The sequence below is a fragment of the Micromonospora sp. NPDC093243 genome, assembly GCF_044753725.1.
GTDB lineage: Bacteria > Actinomycetota > Actinomycetes > Mycobacteriales > Micromonosporaceae > Micromonospora.
On the sequence record NZ_JBIVNT010000001.1, the window covers coordinates 139855 to 155772 of the forward strand.

Annotated in this window: 13 protein-coding genes; 7 read left to right on the forward strand and 6 right to left on the reverse strand. The window is 73.1% G+C overall.

The window, feature by feature from the left end; genetic code table 11:
* Positions 1-127 precede the first annotated feature (127 nt).
* From ACIP9D_RS00725 to ctaD, 4 genes are all read left to right on the forward strand, one after another.
* On the forward strand, positions 128-1285 hold the full coding sequence (locus tag ACIP9D_RS00725; RefSeq protein ID WP_350876581.1) for a glycosyltransferase: 1158 nt from the start codon (positions 128-130) through the stop codon (positions 1283-1285).
* Between the two features lie 139 nt (positions 1286-1424).
* Positions 1425-1877: a DUF4383 domain-containing protein gene (locus tag ACIP9D_RS00730; RefSeq protein WP_400449101.1), complete on the forward strand. Its 453-nt coding sequence runs from the start codon at positions 1425-1427 to the stop codon at positions 1875-1877.
* 91 nt (positions 1878-1968) lie between these two features.
* Complete coding sequence (locus ACIP9D_RS00735) at positions 1969-2697, forward strand: STAS domain-containing protein (protein ID WP_350876585.1); 729 nt, start codon at positions 1969-1971, stop codon at positions 2695-2697.
* Between the two features lie 105 nt (positions 2698-2802).
* Positions 2803-4806 (forward strand): cytochrome c oxidase subunit I, encoded by a 2004-nt coding sequence (gene ctaD / locus ACIP9D_RS00740; protein WP_350876587.1) that lies wholly within the window; start codon positions 2803-2805, stop codon positions 4804-4806.
* 186 nt (positions 4807-4992) lie between these two features.
* Here the strand turns inward: ctaD and ACIP9D_RS00745 are convergent, their stop codons facing one another.
* The 4 genes from ACIP9D_RS00745 to ACIP9D_RS00760 form a co-directional block, all read right to left on the reverse strand.
* On the reverse strand, positions 4993-6129 hold the full coding sequence (locus ACIP9D_RS00745; protein ID WP_350876589.1) for a SigB/SigF/SigG family RNA polymerase sigma factor: 1137 nt from the start codon (positions 6127-6129) through the stop codon (positions 4993-4995).
* Positions 6130-6352: 223 nt separating this feature from the next.
* Positions 6353-7756 carry a hypothetical protein gene (locus tag ACIP9D_RS00750; protein ID WP_400449320.1) on the reverse strand — a complete coding sequence of 468 codons (1404 nt, stop codon included), beginning with the start codon at positions 7754-7756 and terminating at the stop codon, positions 6353-6355.
* 458 nt (positions 7757-8214) lie between these two features.
* Positions 8215-9975, reverse strand: coding sequence for a thiamine pyrophosphate-binding protein (locus ACIP9D_RS00755; protein ID WP_350876594.1), 1761 nt, complete (start codon positions 9973-9975; stop codon positions 8215-8217).
* Complete coding sequence (locus tag ACIP9D_RS00760; protein ID WP_350876596.1) at positions 9968-11092, reverse strand: Vms1/Ankzf1 family peptidyl-tRNA hydrolase; 1125 nt, start codon at positions 11090-11092, stop codon at positions 9968-9970. The genes ACIP9D_RS00755 and ACIP9D_RS00760 overlap by 8 nt, the downstream gene beginning before the upstream one ends.
* A 143-nt stretch (positions 11093-11235) precedes the next feature.
* On the opposite strand from ACIP9D_RS00760, the gene ACIP9D_RS00765 reads away from it, so the two are divergent.
* Together ACIP9D_RS00765 and eda are read left to right on the forward strand one after the other, a co-directional pair.
* Complete coding sequence (locus tag ACIP9D_RS00765) at positions 11236-11784, forward strand: hypothetical protein (RefSeq protein ID WP_350876722.1); 549 nt, start codon at positions 11236-11238, stop codon at positions 11782-11784.
* Between the two features lie 47 nt (positions 11785-11831).
* Positions 11832-12539 (forward strand): bifunctional 4-hydroxy-2-oxoglutarate aldolase/2-dehydro-3-deoxy-phosphogluconate aldolase, encoded by a 708-nt coding sequence (gene eda / locus ACIP9D_RS00770; protein ID WP_350876598.1) that lies wholly within the window; start codon positions 11832-11834, stop codon positions 12537-12539.
* An 89-nt stretch (positions 12540-12628) separates the two neighbouring features.
* Here eda and ACIP9D_RS00775 read toward each other — a convergent pair whose 3' ends face one another.
* A complete protein-coding gene (locus ACIP9D_RS00775) occupies positions 12629-12970 on the reverse strand; it encodes a DUF3817 domain-containing protein (RefSeq protein ID WP_350876600.1) in 342 nt (113 codons plus the stop codon).
* Between the two features lie 182 nt (positions 12971-13152).
* Between ACIP9D_RS00775 and ACIP9D_RS00780 the strand changes: the two genes are divergently transcribed.
* Complete coding sequence (locus tag ACIP9D_RS00780) at positions 13153-14631, forward strand: glutamate--cysteine ligase (protein WP_350876602.1); 1479 nt, start codon at positions 13153-13155, stop codon at positions 14629-14631.
* A 94-nt stretch (positions 14632-14725) separates the two neighbouring features.
* Here ACIP9D_RS00780 and ACIP9D_RS00785 read toward each other — a convergent pair whose 3' ends face one another.
* The gene (locus ACIP9D_RS00785) at positions 14726-15898 is read right to left on the reverse strand and encodes a zinc-dependent alcohol dehydrogenase (RefSeq protein WP_350876604.1); all 1173 of its coding nucleotides are present in this window, start codon (positions 15896-15898) and stop codon (positions 14726-14728) included.
* Between the last annotated feature and the right edge of the window lie 20 nt (positions 15899-15918).

Genomic DNA, 15918 nt, shown 5'->3' on the forward strand with positions numbered 1-15918 from the left:
CACAGCAGCGTGGCGCCTCGCGTCGCCACGGAGCGAGGCGCAGTGGCGGCACGAGCGGGGGGCCGCGCCGCTGCGGGCTTCTCCCACCACTGGCCGGCGAAGCCGCCACAGTGAAGGGCCTGAGCCGATGAGCCTCACCGTCCTGATGAACGCCGGCCCGTGGCTCTCCGTGCCGCCGCCCGGCTACGGCGGCATCGAGAACGTGATCGCGACGCTGGTGCCGGAGCTGCGCCGCCTCGGCGTCCGGGTGGTGCTCGCCTCGGTGGGCAGCAGCACGCTGCCGGCCGACGAGCTGGTGACGGTCTTCCCCGACGGCCAGTTCGCCGCACTGCAACGTCCCTACAACCAGGTCTGCGGCATCTCCCAGGCGCACCTGGGCGGGGTGGTCCGGCAACTGCAGACCCGCGACGACATCGACCTCGTGCACGACCACGTCGAGGCGGTCGGGCTGGCCACCCTCGCCGCGATGGGTCCGGACGCTCCGCCGGTGCTGCACACCCTGCACTGGGACCTCGCCAAGCACCCCGCGCTGTACGGCAATCTCGACGGCGGCGACCGGGTCCGGGTCAACGGCGTCTCGGCCTCCCAGTTGGCCCGCGCGCCACAGGCGCTGCGCGACCACTCGGTCGGTCACGTGCACCTCTCCACTCCGCTCGCCGTCGACGCCGACCGGCGCCCCCGTGCGGAGAAGGGCGACTACCTGCTGGTGCTGGGCCGGATCAATCCCGGCAAGGGGCAGGACCTCGGCGCGCGGTTGGCGCGGCAGGTGGGCTTCCCCCTGGTGCTGGCCGGCCCGGTCGGCCCCTACCACCGCCCGGAGGACCTCGCCGCCGCCGGTGACGAGGCGCGACAGAACCCGGACGTGCGCTTCTTCTACGACGAGGTGGCGCCGTACGTGGACGGGGACCTGGTCCGTTGGGTGGGCACCGTCGCCGGGCAGGAGCGGGACGACCTGCTCGCCGGAGCCCGCGCGTCGCTGTTCCCGCTGCGCTGGGAGGAGCCCGGCGGCACCGCCGTGGTCGAGTCGCTGGCCCTGGGCACCCCGGTGGTGGCGATCGCCCGGGGCTGCCTGCCCGAGTTGATCGAGCACGGCCGCACCGGCCTGCTCACCACCGACGAGGAGGAGTTGGGCGACCTGGTGCTGGCGGCGGGTCTGCTCGATGCGGACGAGTGCCGCCGGGAGGCTGCCGAACGGTTCACCCCGGCGGTGATGGCCGAGCGCTACGTGGGGCTCTACGAGCGGGTACGGCAGCTCGCCGCCACCGGACGCCTGCAGGTCGCCTGAACCGCCGGCGGGCCGCCCGCACCGGGGCCGGCCCGCCGGGCGGTTTGCCCGGGCCGATGGCGGGTAGCCGCGCACCACCGAGCGGCCCGCGGCGGACCGAGCGGGCCCGCGGTGGGAGGTGACGGTGGTGGCCGGACCGATGGCACACTCCCGCGCCCGGGCGAACCCGGCCGACGGCAAGGCGCCGGTCCGCCGGGCCGCCGGCGCGGTGGCCGTGCTCTTCCTGCTGATCGGCCTGCTCGGCTTCCTACCGGGGGTGACCAGCGGCTACGGCGATCTGCGGTTCGCCGGCCACCACTCCGGCGCCATGCTGTTCGGCGCGTTCCAGGTCTCGGTGCTCCACAACCTCGTCCACCTGCTCTTCGGGGTGGTCGGCCTGGCGATGGCCCGGACCGTCACCAACGCCCGGACGTACCTGGTCGGCGGCGGCGCGATCTACCTGGTGCTCTGGCTCTACGGGCTGGTCGTCGACCGCGGCAGCGGGGCGAACTTCCTCCCGCTCAACAACGGCGACAACTGGCTGCACCTGGGCCTCGGGCTCGGCATGATCACCCTGGGGCTGCTGACCAGCCGGGTGCGGCGGGGTGGGTGAGGTGCCTCCCACGGTGGGCCGCCGCCGTTTGACCGACCGGCGTCGGGGGTAGTTCGTGAGTCCCACCGACGAGACGCGAGAGGCGCCCCTGATGGCGAGCCGGATCAGCTGCGAGGTACACGACGGATCCCCGGTCACCGTCGTCCACCTCACGGGCACGCTGGACCTGGGCACGATGCGATCCGTGCACCGGACGCTCGACGACTGTCTGGCCGCGCAGCCCGACGCGCTCGTGGTCGACCTGGGCGGGGTCACCGTCCGCGACCAGCTGGCGCTCTCCGTCTTCGCCGCCACGGCCCGTCGGGCCGAGGAGTGGCCGGCCGTGCCGGTGGTGCTCTGCGCCCCGCCACCGGACGCCGCCCGCTGGCTGGCCGAGACCACGGCGTGCCGGGTGCTGCCGGTACGACGGGACTGCGCGGAGGCGACGCGGGAAGCCGGGGAGGCCGCCGCACCGCGGCTGCGCGCCCGGCTGGAGCCGGTCGCCGAGGCGTGCCGGCGGGCCCGGGAGCTGGTCGGCGACGCCTGTACCCGGTGGAACCTGCCCGAGGCGCTCGGCCCCGCGTCGGTGGTGCTCAGCGAGCTGGTCGGCAACGTGGTCCGGCACGCCGGCACCCCGATGGAGGTCACGCTGACCCTGCGCCGCCCGTACCTGCACCTGGCGGTGGTGGACGGCAGCCAGCTGGCGGCCCGGGCGGCCACCCCGGAGGTGACCGCCGAGGGCGGCCGAGGGCTACTGCTGGTGCGCGAGCTGGCCCAGCGCTGGGGCAGCGTCCCGGCCGGGAAGGGCAAGGCGGTCTGGGCGATGCTGCCGGCGAATTGACCGCCACCACCGAACTGACCGAATTTTCCGCTTCGGCCTGGTTACATGGAGACCGGGTCGGGTAGGCACGCCCGTCCTTTTCTCGTCAGGACGGGGTGAACAGCGATGCCCAAGCGGGTTAGCACGGAGCCTGGCCACGACCGGGGTGCGGCGATCCTGGCGCCGGCCCGATTCGGCGGCTTCCCCGGGCCCCTGCGCACGCCGATCCCGGGCAATTCGCTGATCAAGTTCCTGGCCACCACCGACCACAAGCAGATCGGCATCCTCTACCTGCTGACCTCGTTCGGCTTCTTCGTCGTGGCGGGCCTGGAAGCGATGGTGATGCGCGCCGAGCTGGGCCGCCCGGGATTGCAGTTCCTCTCCTCGGAGCAGTACAACCAGCTCTTCACCTCACACGGCGCGGTGATGCTGCTGCTCTTCGCCACGCCGGCGGCGTTCGGCTTCGGCAACTTCATCGTGCCGATCCAGATCGGCGCGCCGGACGTCTCCTTCCCCCGGCTCAACGCGCTCGCCTACTGGCTCTACCTGTTCGGCGGGCTGATGGTGATCGGTGGGCTCGCGGTGCCCGGGGGCACGGCGGACTTCGGCTGGACGGCGTACGCGCCTCTCAGCGACGTCGAGCACTCCCCCGGCGTCGGCGCCAACATGTGGGTGATCGGCCTGGTGATCTCCGGCCTCGGCACCATCCTGGGCGCGGTCAACCTGATCACCACGATCCTCACCCTGCGCGCGCCCGGCATGACCATGTTCCGGATGCCGATCTTCACCTGGAACATGCTCTTCACCAGCGTGCTGGTGATCCTGGTCTTCCCGCTGCTCGCCGCGGCGCTGCTGGCCCTGGCGGCCGACCGGCTGCTCAACGCGCACGTCTACGACGCGGCTACCGGCGGGCCGATGATCTGGCAGCACCTGTTCTGGTTCTTCGGCCATCCCGAGGTCTACATCATCGCGCTGCCGTTCTTCGGCATCATCACCGAGATCATTCCGGTCTTCGCCCGCAAGCCGATCTTCGGCTACACCGGGATCGTGCTGGCCACCATCGGGATCACCGTGCTGTCGATGACCGTGTGGGCGCACCACATGTTCGCCACCGGTCAGGTGCTGCTGCCGTTCTTCAGCATCCTGAGCTACCTCATCGCGGTGCCCACCGGGGTGAAGTTCTTCAACTGGATCGGCACGATGTGGAAGGGGCAGCTCACCTTCGAGACGCCGATGCTGTTCGCGATCGGCTTTCTGGTGACCTTCCTGCTCGGTGGGCTCACCGGGGTGCTGCTCGCCAGCCCGCCGGCGGACTTCCACACCCACGACACCTACTTCGTCGTCGCGCACTTCCACTACGTCGTGTTCGGCACCGTGGTGTTCGCACTCTTCGGTGGCTTCTACTTCTGGTTCCCGAAGATGACCGGGCGGATGCTCGACGAGCGGCTGGGCAAGGTGCACTTCTGGACCATGTTCCTCGGCTTCCACGGCACCTTCCTGGTGCACCACTGGTTGGGCAACGAGGGCATGCCCCGGCGCTACGCCGACTACCTGCCGACCGACGGCTTCACCACGTTGAACACCATCTCCACCATCGCCGCGTTCGTACTCGGCATCTCCACCCTGTTCTTCATCTACAACGCCTGGAAGTCCTGGCGCTACGGCGCGATGGTGACCGTGGACGACCCGTGGGGGTTCGGCAACTCACTGGAGTGGGCGACGACCTGCCCGCCGCCGCTGCGCAACTTCGACCGGATGCCCCGGATCCGCTCCGAGCGCCCGGCGTTCGACGCCAAGTACGGCCCGCTCGTCGCCGACCTCGGCCGGGACCTGCCGCAGCGCACCACCAAACCGCCGCAGGATTTCCGCGAGGAGCTGCGGCACGTCACCCAGGTGCCGGAGTCGCCCGCCGCCGAGGGGGCGCACGGCCCGCGCGAGGCCGCCGACTTCCAGCCGGCGGCGCAGTCCGGTGCCCGGCCGGTGGAGGTGCCGGAGCCGACCGAGGTCCGCCGGCCCAGCTTCGACGAGAGCGACGCCCCGGAGGAGACCCCACCCGACGCGGGGCGCGAGCCGCCGGAGAGGCAGCGGTGGCGCCACCCGCACAGCCGTGAGGACCGGCCGGACAGCTGACGAGCACCGGCACGGAACGCGATCAGGGCCGGCACCCGCTGGGTGCCGGCCCTGCCGCTCCCGTGGACCGTTCCGGCCCTGCCGCTGTCGCTCGGCTCCGGGCGGACGGGCCGATGGCGGCTGGGGCTGACTGACCGTCCCGCCTGGACTGGACCGCCCGCCGCTGGTCGGTGGCGCAGGTGCTGCTCAGTCGTGGGCCGGCGCGAGGCCGGCGGCGGTGAGCGAGCGGCGTACCGCGGGCTGTACCCGGGTCAGCCGCAGCGGCACACCGGTGCGGGCCGCGGCGTCCCGTCCGGCCATCAGCGCGGCGATGCCGCCGGCGTCGAAACCGCCCGCGCCGACCAGGTCGACCACGACCTCGCTCGGCTGGCCGGTGACCGCCTCCAGCATCGCCCGGCGTAGCTGGTCGGCGCCGTCCCGGTCGATCTCCCCACCGACCTCGACCACCACCCGGTCACCGTTCTGCCGGACCGAGATGCGGGTCTTCGCGGGCTCGGACTCGGCGGCGCCGTTCTGCCACGGTGGTGGGGCGTCGGCGAGCATCGCCTGGCGCAGCCAGGTCAGCGCGCGGGAGAGCAGCCGCGAGACGTGCATCTGGGAGATGCCGAACCGGGCGGCGATCTCCGCCTGGGTCTGGTTGCCGTAGAAGCGCATGGCCAGGATCCGCCGCTCGCGCCACGGCAGCCGGTGCAGCAGACCGCTGACGGTGACCCGGTCGTCGACGGATTCGAGCGCGTTGTCCGACTCGCCGACCAGGTCGCCGAACTCGGCCGAGCTCTCCCCGCCCACCGGCGCGTTGAGCGAGGCCGGGCTGTAACCGGCGGCCGACTCCAGCGCGGCGAGGATCTCCTCCTCCGGCGTCTCCAACCGTTTGGCCAGCTCGGCGACCGTGGGCGCCCGGGACAGCTCACTGGTCAGCGCCGCGGTGGCCTGGCCGACCTCGAGGATCAGATCCCGCAGCCGACGGGGCACGTGCACCCCCCAGGTGCGGTCCCGGAAGTGCCGCTTGATCTCCCCGACGATGGTGATCGCCGCGTACGCGGTGAACGAGCCCCGTTCGGGGTCGTACCGGTCGACGGCGTTGACCAGCCCCAGTCGCGCCACCTGCTCCAGATCCTCCAGCGGCTCCCCCCGCCCCCGGTACCGGCGGGCCAGCCGGCCGGCGAACGGCAGCGCGAAGCGGACCAGGTCGTCCCGGGCCTCCTGCCGCCGTTCGGGCGGTAGCCCGGCGATCCGTGCCGCGTACGCCAGAGCGGCCGCGTCGAGATCCTCAAGCCCTCGTTCGGTGGGTGGTGGCGTGCTTGTGGTGGTCTGTCCGAACATCCGCGCCTCCCTCAGGAAGGTCCCCCGCCCGGATTGGGAAACCGGTCGTGCGCGTGGTCAGGCCACGCACCGGGCCGGAAATGGGTTACGTGACTGGGATGCCAGCGGGCGACGACACCACACTGCGCAGCGTTGTCAGGCCGTCGCAGCCAGCGATGTTCCCGCTCCGTAGGTACTCAATCACGGGATCCCGGGTTCGCGAGGATGTTTCGGTGGGCTCACCTCAAGAGACAAGCAACCCCTGGTGGGTGCCGCTGTCGCGGAGCACGGCGAGCGCCTCGGCGACGGCCAGCGGCGGCGGTGTCGGCAGGTCGTACGGCTGGGCCCGGAGCACCTCGGTGGCCCGGCGGGTGGGTACCGACGTCACCGGGTAGCCCCGCGCCGACGTGCGGTCCAGCGCCCGACGCCGGCGGCCGAACCCGGCCACCGCCAGCCACTGCGGCAGCCCGGCGAGCGCCGGCGAGCGGACCCCCGGCGGCTCGGGCAGCACGTCCACCGAGCTGAACGGTTCGCTACCGGCGAGCCACCACTCGACGCCTTCGACGCTGCGCCGCGTCGCGTTCTCGCACCAGTACGGCACCAGCCCCGCGCGCACCACCTGCCACGGGTCGAGCAGCCGCCCGCACTCCACCACCAGCCGGTTGCCGGTCTTACCGGCCGAGCGCAGCCACCGGCGGTAGAGGTCGGCCGTGGCGGCGCTCAGCGCCTCCGGGCGGGGGAAGAGCACCCGGTGCAGCGGATGCCCGCCTCGGGCCGCCCAGTCCCGGGCGGAGAGTTCGAAACCGGACTCCACGCCGTGCTCGGCGTAGCCGGACGGCGAGGAGACCTGCGGCGGCTCCCAGCAGGACGCGTCGCCGCCGGCGGAGCGGAGCACCTGACGCAGCGCGTGGCTGTCCGGGTGGAAGTCCACCGGGTCCAGTCCGCTGCCCGGGCAACCGACCTGGAAGCTGTGCCCCTGCCCGGAGTCGAGCACCGGCCAGGTGCGCGCGTCGCGCAGCAGCAGCACCGGCGCGCCGGGCGCGAGCCGGTCGGCCAGGAACCGCCGGTACACCGCCGGCAGGGTCCGCCAGCGGGCCGCCAGGGCGACCGTGACCCCGGCCAGCGCGCCCCGGCTCGCCGGGCAGTGCACCTGGCGTACGTGCAGATCGTCGTTCCCGGCGAGCAGCCGGGCGGCGAGCGCGGCTCCGTGGTCCAAGGCGGCGCCGGGACGGTCCACCGCCCCCTGGGCCCAGTGCACGCTCATCTCGAAGCCGGCGGGCAGCCAGGGCACCCCGAGCGCGACCGCCAGATGCGCCGCGGCGCCGTGTGGCGAGCCGAGCACCGCCCCCGGGTACGCGCGGCGCGGGTACTGGTCGACGAACCAGCGGGCCACCCGCTCGGCGTCGACCTCGGCGGTCTGCCCCACGGTGAGCGCCACCCGCCCGGCGGCGCGGGTGACCGCCGCCCGGCGGACCGGTTCCGGGGCCCCGGGGAACCGGGAGACCGGCCCGGGGTGCCCCAGATCGGCGCAGTCGGTGCCGCGCAGCGCGCGGGCCGTGGCGGCGACCAGGACCCGTGCCGTGCTGCCGGCCGTCACGACCCGGTCGCCGGCCAGACCGGCGCCGTCAGCCGTGAGCCCCTTGTGCACCTTGTGCACCGGCCCCACCTTGCCTCGTTCGCTCACCACGCGGCCCGGCTTCCCGTCCCGATGCGGTTCAAACGGGCCCTCCCCCACCCGGCGGGACCAATCCGCAGGTCGGCGGCGCTTCGCCGGTCTCGGGCGGTTGGTGGCGTCCGGCCCGGCTCGGCCCGGCCGTGCCTCCGACGACTTCCCGTCCGTTCCGCCCGGTCGTGCCGTCGGTCGTGCCGTCGCTCACGGGGTGAGTTGACCGGATCTGACCCGGCTCGCGGGCGGTGATCACTCGGGAACGGTCCCGAACTCCCACCGCCACCTTTGCTCTGCTTCACCCGAGGAACACCCGATGTCCGGATACCGGACGTCGGGTGTTGCCGGGACTGAAGCAGAGCAAAGGCTGCGGGCCTCGCCCCGCCACACGCGGCGAGGCGAGGCGGAGCCCGGTGCCCCGGGGCGAGTTCCGAGCGGTCCTAGACGATCTCCTCCGCCGCCAGGGTCAGCCGACGCTCCGACTGCTCCCGTACCCGGCGGGCGGCGTCGCCGTCGGCGAAGAGGTCGCGCAGGTCGGCGAAGGCCGGCTCCGGCGGCGACAGCGGCACCGCCGCGTCCACCACCGCTTCCAGGACGCACGGCCGGTCCGCGGCCAGCGCCTCGTCCCAGGCCGCGCCGACCAGTTCGGGCCGGTCCACCCGCACGCCGTGCAGGCCGAGCAGCCGCGCCCAGCCGGCGTACGGCACGTCGGGCCGCCGCCGCGCGGGATCGCTCACCGGCTGACGCCCACCGCCCAGGCCGGAGTGGTCCCGGTTGTTGAGCACCAGCACCACCAGCCGTGGATCGGGCCACCCGGACCAGTGGTGCGACACGGTGATCAGCTCGGCGAGGCCGTTGAGCTGCATCGCGCCGTCACCCATCAGCGCGACGACCGGCTGGTCCGGCGCGGCGAGCTTGGCGGCGACCGCGTACGGCAGGGCGCAGCCCATCGAGCCGAGCGTGCCGCAGAGCTGCGCGTTCACCCCGGGCGGCAGCTCCAGATGGCGGGCGTACCAGTAGATGACCGACCCGACGTCCACCGCGACGGCGCCGGTACGGGGCAGCCGCGCGGACAGCTCCTGCAGCACCAACTGCGGGTTCACCGGCTCGGCCGGCGCGGCGGCCCGCTCGGTGGCCTCCCGCCGCCACCGGTCCACCGAGTTCTCCACGGTGGCCCGCCACTGCGGGTTGGGCCGATCCGGCACTCGGTCGAGCAGCGCGCGTACGGTCTCGGCGGCGTCGCCGACCAGCGGCACGTCGACCGGGTAGCGGGTGCCGATCCGCCGGCCGTCGATGTCAATCTGCACCGTGCGGACCTGCCCCGGCATAGGGAAGTAGTCGGTCCACGGGTCGTTGGTGCCGATCAGCAGCAGCGCGTCGCAGCCGCCCATCAGCTCGGCGGCGGCGGGCGTGCCCACCTCACCGAGCACACCGGCGTGGAACGGCAGCCGCTCGTCGAGCACCGGCTTGCCGAGCAGCGAGGTGGCCACCCCGGCGCCGAGCCGGTCGGCCAGCGCGATGATCTCGTCCTCGGCGCCACGGCCGCCCTGCCCGACCAGGATCGCGGTGCGCTGGCCGCTGCCGAGCAGCTGCGCGGCGGCGGCCAGGTCCACCTCGTGCGGCAGCACCCGGGCCAGCGGCTCGCCGGGCGTGGCGGTGAAGACGCCGGCGGCGTGCGGTTGCAGGTCGGGCACGGCGAAATCCAGCACCTGCCGGGGCAGCACCACGCAGACCGGGCTGCGGGTCGCCGCGGCGGTGCGGAACGCCTGGTCGAGCAGGGTCGGCACCTGGCCCGGACTGCGCGCGTAGCGGACGAACTGGTTGCACACGTCGCCGAAGAGCCGGCTGAGCCCGATCTCCTGGTGGGCGCCGCCGAGCGGGCCGGAGACGTCCTCGCCGACGATCGCCACCACCGGCTTGCTGTCCAGCTTGGCGTCGTAGAGGCCGTTGAGCAGCTGCACCGCGCTCGGCCCCTGGGTGGCGAGGCAGACGCCGATGCCGCCGGTGAACTTGGCGTGCCCGGTGGCCATGAAGGAGGCGGTCTCCTCGTGCCGGGCCGGGATGAAGGCCGGGTCGCCGCCGGAGCGGTCCAGCGCGGCGATCACCGGGGCGATCGCCTCACCCGGATAGCCGAACGCCCGCGGCACCCGCCAGGCCCGCAGCCGGTCGACCACCAGGTCGGCCACCGTGCGCTCAGCCATTTTCGCGCCCGGGGGTGCTGGCGTCCGCGTACCGCAGCACCGCGCCGACGCCGTCGACCAGCTCCGGCGCCTCGTCGGCACCGAGCACGGTCAGTTCGGCGTTGGTGCCGACCAGCGCCCGCACCAAGGCCGCGTCGGCCCGTACCCGCTGCGGGTCGGTGATCGACATCGCGGCGAGCTGCCCCGGGTCGACGGCGATCTCGGTGGGCTGCGGGCCGATCCACAACTCGCCGTTGGCGGACGGGTCGTCCACGATCAGCATGGTGTCGACCTGGTTGCGTTGCAGCGCGGCGACCACGGCGTCCAAGCCCGCGCCGACGTCCTCCTGCATGCCGAACTTGTCCAGGGCGGCGTTGATCCGCTGGTCGGCCACCTCGGCGATGGTCTGCACGGTCAGGTCGTCCAGCAGCGTCTGGTCAGCGCCGCCGGCCCGGGAACCAGCGTCGGTACGTACCACCAGGTCCTGCCAGCGCTCCGGCATCTGCGCGGCGATCATGCCGGTGGCCCGTACGTCGCCGGCCACCACCACCACGTCGGCGCCGACCTTCTCGGCCAACTCCACCGTCGCGGCGGTCACGTCGCCGGCGTTGTGGTGCCACGCCTCCATCGCCGCCCGCTGGTAGCGGGACTGCGACCAGCCGCCGGGTTGCACCCGACGCAGCTGGTACTCCTCCCGCCCGACGATGTGCGCCCGGCGCGGAACCCCGCCGGCGCTCACCGCCATCGCGTCGGCGCCGGTGCGGTCGGCCAGCACCCGCACCCACGCCACTTGCTCGCCGCGCTGGGCGAGCAACGGCATCACGTGCGGCAGCTGCGCGTACGAGGCGAGATCGCGCATCGGCGGGGCGGAGAGGTACTCCGTGAGCACCACCTGTCCGCGGGTGGCGAAGACGGCGAGCCCGTAGTCGCCCGCGATCGGGTCGTGGCCACGGATCACCCGGTCCAGCGCGGCGCGCGTGGGTTCGTCGGCGCCCTGTTCGGTCAGTTGACTCTCCAGTGCCCGCCAGCGCAGGTCGAGCGCCGGATGGGCGTCGTGCGTGTCGGCCGACGCGTCCAGATATACCGAGCACCACGGCCCGGGTCGGTCGTAGAGCGGGCGCAGGAAGGACAGCTGCATGCTCGACCCCTTTCCAGCTCGGCCCCCCGCTTACCCGTGCCGTCCCGGATGTCACCTGACCGATCGTGAGCGCGTGACCAGGTTTCATTCACGCCGTTCAACCCGTGTCGCCGATACCATCAGTGAACGGATCAGGACTCTCGGTGGTGGACATGGACAGCGGACTCGATACCCGACGGATCGCGCATCCGACGGAACGCATCGTCACCGGCCGGGTGGTCCGGTTGCTCGACGGCTACTCCCGGGAGGTGTCCGTCGGTCAGCCCGTGCTGGTCGCGGTACTCGCCGCGGCGGGCGTGGCGGGGCTGCTGATGCTGCTGGTGCGCTCGGTGCTGCCCGGCGGCGGAGGCGGTGCCCGGCGGCGCTGGAAGGAGCTGCGCAAGGGGCCGGAGTACCTGGTCACGCCGTTGCGGCTGCGCGACACGACGAGCCGGTTGTGCGAGGTCGAGCTGCACGGTCACCTGCCGCAGAGCGCGCTGCATCCGGCCGACCACGTGCAGATCGCCCTGCGCCCGCAGCGGGATCCGGAGCTGCCGCCGCGCATCGAGCGGATCGTCAACCTCACCACGGGGCAGCTGCTCACCCCGCGTACCGCGACGCTCTGGACGCACCTCGGCCCGCCGCTGCTGCTCCAGGCGATGCTCGGGGCGCTGCTGCTGCTCGGCATCGCCGCCTGGTCCGCGCTGCGCTGACCGGGATCGCCGTCGTACGCTTCGGGTTCACGGTGCCGAGGAGTGCGATGCCCATCCCCCACGTCGACCCGTCGGAGGCGTCCACGGCCGGCGGCCGGCCGCCCTCGGCCCCGCTCACCGCCGCGGAATTGGTCCGGCTCGGTCCCGTCATCCCGGTCGTGGTGGTGGAGCACGCCGACGACGCCGTTCCGCTGGCGCGGGCGCTGCTGCGCGGCGGCGTCCGGACCATGGAGATCACCCTGCGCACCACCGCCGCGCTCCCCGCCCTGCGGAAGGTGGCGGCCGAGGTGCCGGAGATGGTGGTGGGCGCGGGCACCGTGCTCACCCCGGAGCAGGTCGCCGACGCCGGTGCGGCGGGGGCCCGGTTCCTGGTCAGCCCTGGCGCGACTCCCCGGCTCGCCCGTGCCGCCCTGGACTCGGGACTGCCCTTCCTGCCCGGCGCCGGCACGGTCAGCGAGATGCTGGCCCTGGCCGAGCTCGGCCTGACCACGGTCAAGTTCTTTCCGGCGGCGGCGAGTGGCGGCCCCGCCTACCTCGCGGCGCTGGCTCAACCGCTGCCGCACGTCACGTTCTGCCCGACCGGCGGCATCTCCGCGGCGAGCGCGGGCGAGTGGCTGGCCCTGCCCAACGTCGCGTGCGTGGGCGGTTCGTGGCTCACGCCGGCCGCCGCTGTCCGGGCCCGGGACGAGGCGACCGTGACGGCGCTCGCCCGCGAGGCGGCGGCGCTACGCCCCGCCGACCCGACGACTGACTGACCGGCCCACGACGCCCGCCCCTGGCGGCGCCATTCACTGCCGACCCAGCCGACCAGGGCCGGGCCCGCGCCCGGCCGGGTCGCTCGGGGTCAGCCCACCGGGGCCGGGTCGCGCCGGGTCGGGGCCGGTGCCGCGCCGAGCATCCCCCGGCGGCGGGCCCACCGCTCGTAGGCCAGGGTGGCGAACGGCGGCACCGCGCAGGCCAGGGCCACCCCGGTCGCCAACAGGCTCCACCGCTGCCGGCGGGCGACGGCGAGGACCAGCACCAGGTACGCCACGAAGAGGCCGCCGTGGATCGGGCCGAAGATCTTCACGCCCAGCTCGTTGCCGGGCGGACCGTACTTCACGAGCATGCCGACGAGCAGGCCGAACCAGGAACAGGCCTCGGCGATCGCCGCCACGACGAACAGCCCGGTCAGCTTGTCGCGCATCCCCACCACCACCCTCTCGGGCCGCCATGCTAGCGGGATCGGGTCGGCCGACCGGCGCGGACCCGCCGGAGGCGACGGGGATCACCGGGGCCCGGGCTGGGTAGAGAAAGGAACAGACGGGTCTTCCCCCGCCAACGGTGGCGTGCGAGGTTAGGAAGACCAGCGGTGACGGGGTGGTGACCATGGGCGAGGAAGTCGGCGCGCGAACCTTCAGCCGGGAGGATCGGGCCCGCTACCGGGACAAGGTGCGCCGCTGCCTGGACGTCTTCGCCGAGATGCTGCGTGAGTCGCGCTTCGACGTGGACCGCCCGATGACCGGCCTGGAGATCGAGCTCAACCTGGTCGACGAGCAGTCACAGCCGACCATGCGCAACGCCGACGTGCTCGCCGCCGTCGCCGACCCGAGCTTCCAGACCGAGCTGGGCCAGTTCAACGTCGAGATCAACGTCGCGCCGCGGCGGCTGACCGGCACCGGCACGGCGGAGTTCGAGGAGCACGTGCGGGCCAGCCTGAACGCGGCGGAGGAGAAGGCCCGCAAGATCGGCGCGCACATGGTGATGATCGGCATCCTGCCGACCCTGCGGCCGGAGCACCTCACCGCGCACACGCTCTCCACCAACCCCCGCTACGAGCTGCTCAACGAGCAGATCTTCGCCGCCCGCGGGGAGGATCTGCGGATCGCCATCAACGGGGTGGAGCGGCTGGCGGTCACCGCCGACACGATCACGCCGGAGGCAGCCTGCACCAGCACCCAGTTCCACCTCCAGGTGAGCCCGGCCCAGTTCGCCGACTACTGGAACGCGGCCCAGGTCGTCGCCGGCATCCAGGTCGCGCTGGGCGCGAACTCGCCGCTCTTCTTCGGCCGGGAGCTGTGGCGGGAGACCCGGATCCCGCTGTTCCAGCAGGCCACCGACACCCGCTCGGAGGAGATCAAGGCGCAGGGCGTACGGCCGCGGGTCTGGTTCGGCGAACGCTGGATCACCAACGTCTTCGACCTGTTCGAGGAGAACGTCCGCTATTTTCCGGCGCTGCTGCCGGTCTGCGACCCGGAGGACCCGGCCGAGACGCTCGCGGCCGGCGAGGTGCCGAAGCTCGCCGAGCTGCGGCTGCACAACGGCACCGTCTACCGGTGGAACCGGCCGGTCTACGACGTGCTGCGGGGCCGTCCGCACCTGCGGGTCGAGAACCGGGTGCTGCCCGCCGGCCCGACCGTGCTGGACACCATCGCCAACGGCGCCTTCTACTTCGGGGTGGTCCGGGCGCTGGCCGAGTCCGACCGGCCACTGTGGTCGCAGATGTCGTTCAGTGCGGCCGAGGAGAACTTCAACGCCTGTGCCCGCTATGGCATCGACGCGCAGGTGTTCTGGCCGGGCCTCGGCTATCTGCCGGTCACCGAGTTGGTGCTGCGCCGGCTGCTGCCGATGGCCCACCACGGGCTGGACCGCTGGGGGCTCGACCCGCATGAGCGCGACCGGCTGCTCGGCATCATCGAGCAGCGCTGCCTGACCGGGCGCAACGGCGCGACCTGGCAGGTGGAGACGCTGCACCGGCTGGAGTCAGCCGACCACCTGGACCGGCCGGCGGCGCTGAGCGAGGTGGTCCGGCACTACGTGGACCTGATGCACAGCAACCGCCCGGTGCACGAGTGGCCGCTGCCCTGACGGGTGCGGGTCAGGCCCCCCGACGGCACCCGCCACCCTGGACAGGCTGGCCGCTCACCCACCACGCCGCCGCTCCGGCCGGGCGCAGCCGGCGTCACACCGTGAGCAGGACCTTGGTGCACTCGTCCTGCTTCTTCTGGAAGATCTTGTAGCCCTTGGGGGCGTCCTTGAGCGGCATCCGGTGGCTGACGATGAAGCTCGGGTCGATGTCGCCGCGCTGGATCCGTTCCAGCAGCGGCCGGGTGTAGCGCTGCACGTGGCACTGCCCGGTGCGCATGGTCAGCGACCGGTTCATGAACGCCCCGATCGGGAACTTGTCGATCAGGCCCCCGTACGCGCCGACCACCGAGACCACCCCGCCACTGCGGCAGGCCAGGATCGCCTGGCGCAGCGCGAAGGGCCGCTCGGTCTCCGCGTGGACCGCCTGCTTGGCCCGGTCGTACGCGTAGATCGCCGCGTTGCCGTGGTGCCCCTCCATGCCGACGGCGTCGATGCACCCGTCCGGGCCCCGCCCGGCGGTCAGCTCGTTGAGCGCGTCCAGCACGTCGGTGTCCTCGTAGTTGATCGTCTCCGCGCCGGTGTGCTCCCGGGCCAGCGCCAGCCGGTACGGGTACCGGTCGATGATGATCACCCGCTCGGCGCCGAGCATCCGGGCGCTGGCCGCGGCGAGCAGCCCGACCGGGCCGGCGCCCCAGATCGCGATCACGTCGCCCGGTCTGATGTCGCACATCTCGGCGCCCATGTAGGCGGTCGGGAACACGTCGGCGAGCATCACCGCCTGGTCGTCGGGCACCTCGTCGGGCACCTTGATCGGCCCGATGTCGGCGAACGGCACCCGGGCGTACTCGGCCTGGCCGCCGGCGTAGCCCCCGAGCAGGTGGGAGTAGCCGAAGATGCCGGCCGGCGAGTGACCCATGATCTTCTCGGCGATGCCGGCGTTCGGGTTGGAGTTCTCGCAGACCGAGTAGAGGCCGCGCTGGCAGGAGGTGCAGTGCCCGCAGGCGATCGGGAACGGCACCACCACCCGGTCACCGACCCGCAGGTTGCGCACCTGCGGGCCGACCTCGACCACCTCGCCCATGAACTCGTGGCCGAGGATGTCGCCCTTGCGCATGGCGGGGATGTAACCGTGGTAGAGGTGCAGGTCGGAACCGCAGATGGCGGTCGTGGTGATCCGTACGATCGCGTCCCGGGCGTTCATGATCTTGGGGTCCGGCACGTCGACGACCTTGACGTTCTCCTTGCCCATCCAGGCGGTGGCCCTCATCGTCTTCCTTCCTCCCGTGC

Bases quoted from the DNA above. Each gene is read 5' to 3' on its own strand.
- ACIP9D_RS00725 (WP_350876581.1), top strand. From the start codon at position 128: ATGAGCCTCACCGTCCTGATGAACGCCGGCCCGTGGCTCTCCGTGCCG.
- ACIP9D_RS00730 (WP_400449101.1), top strand. From the start codon at position 1,425: ATGGCACACTCCCGCGCCCGGGCGAACCCGGCCGACGGCAAGGCGCCG.
- ACIP9D_RS00735 (WP_350876585.1), top strand. From the start codon at position 1,969: ATGGCGAGCCGGATCAGCTGCGAGGTACACGACGGATCCCCGGTCACC.
- ctaD (WP_350876587.1), top strand. From the start codon at position 2,803: ATGCCCAAGCGGGTTAGCACGGAGCCTGGCCACGACCGGGGTGCGGCG.
- ACIP9D_RS00745 (WP_350876589.1), bottom strand. From the start codon at position 6,129: ATGTTCGGACAGACCACCACAAGCACGCCACCACCCACCGAACGAGGG.
- ACIP9D_RS00755 (WP_350876594.1), bottom strand. From the start codon at position 9,975: ATGGCTGAGCGCACGGTGGCCGACCTGGTGGTCGACCGGCTGCGGGCC.
- ACIP9D_RS00760 (WP_350876596.1), bottom strand. From the start codon at position 11,092: ATGCAGCTGTCCTTCCTGCGCCCGCTCTACGACCGACCCGGGCCGTGG.
- eda (WP_350876598.1), top strand. From the start codon at position 11,832: ATGCCCATCCCCCACGTCGACCCGTCGGAGGCGTCCACGGCCGGCGGC.
- ACIP9D_RS00775 (WP_350876600.1), bottom strand. From the start codon at position 12,970: ATGCGCGACAAGCTGACCGGGCTGTTCGTCGTGGCGGCGATCGCCGAG.
- ACIP9D_RS00780 (WP_350876602.1), top strand. From the start codon at position 13,153: ATGGGCGAGGAAGTCGGCGCGCGAACCTTCAGCCGGGAGGATCGGGCC.
- ACIP9D_RS00785 (WP_350876604.1), bottom strand. From the start codon at position 15,898: ATGAGGGCCACCGCCTGGATGGGCAAGGAGAACGTCAAGGTCGTCGAC.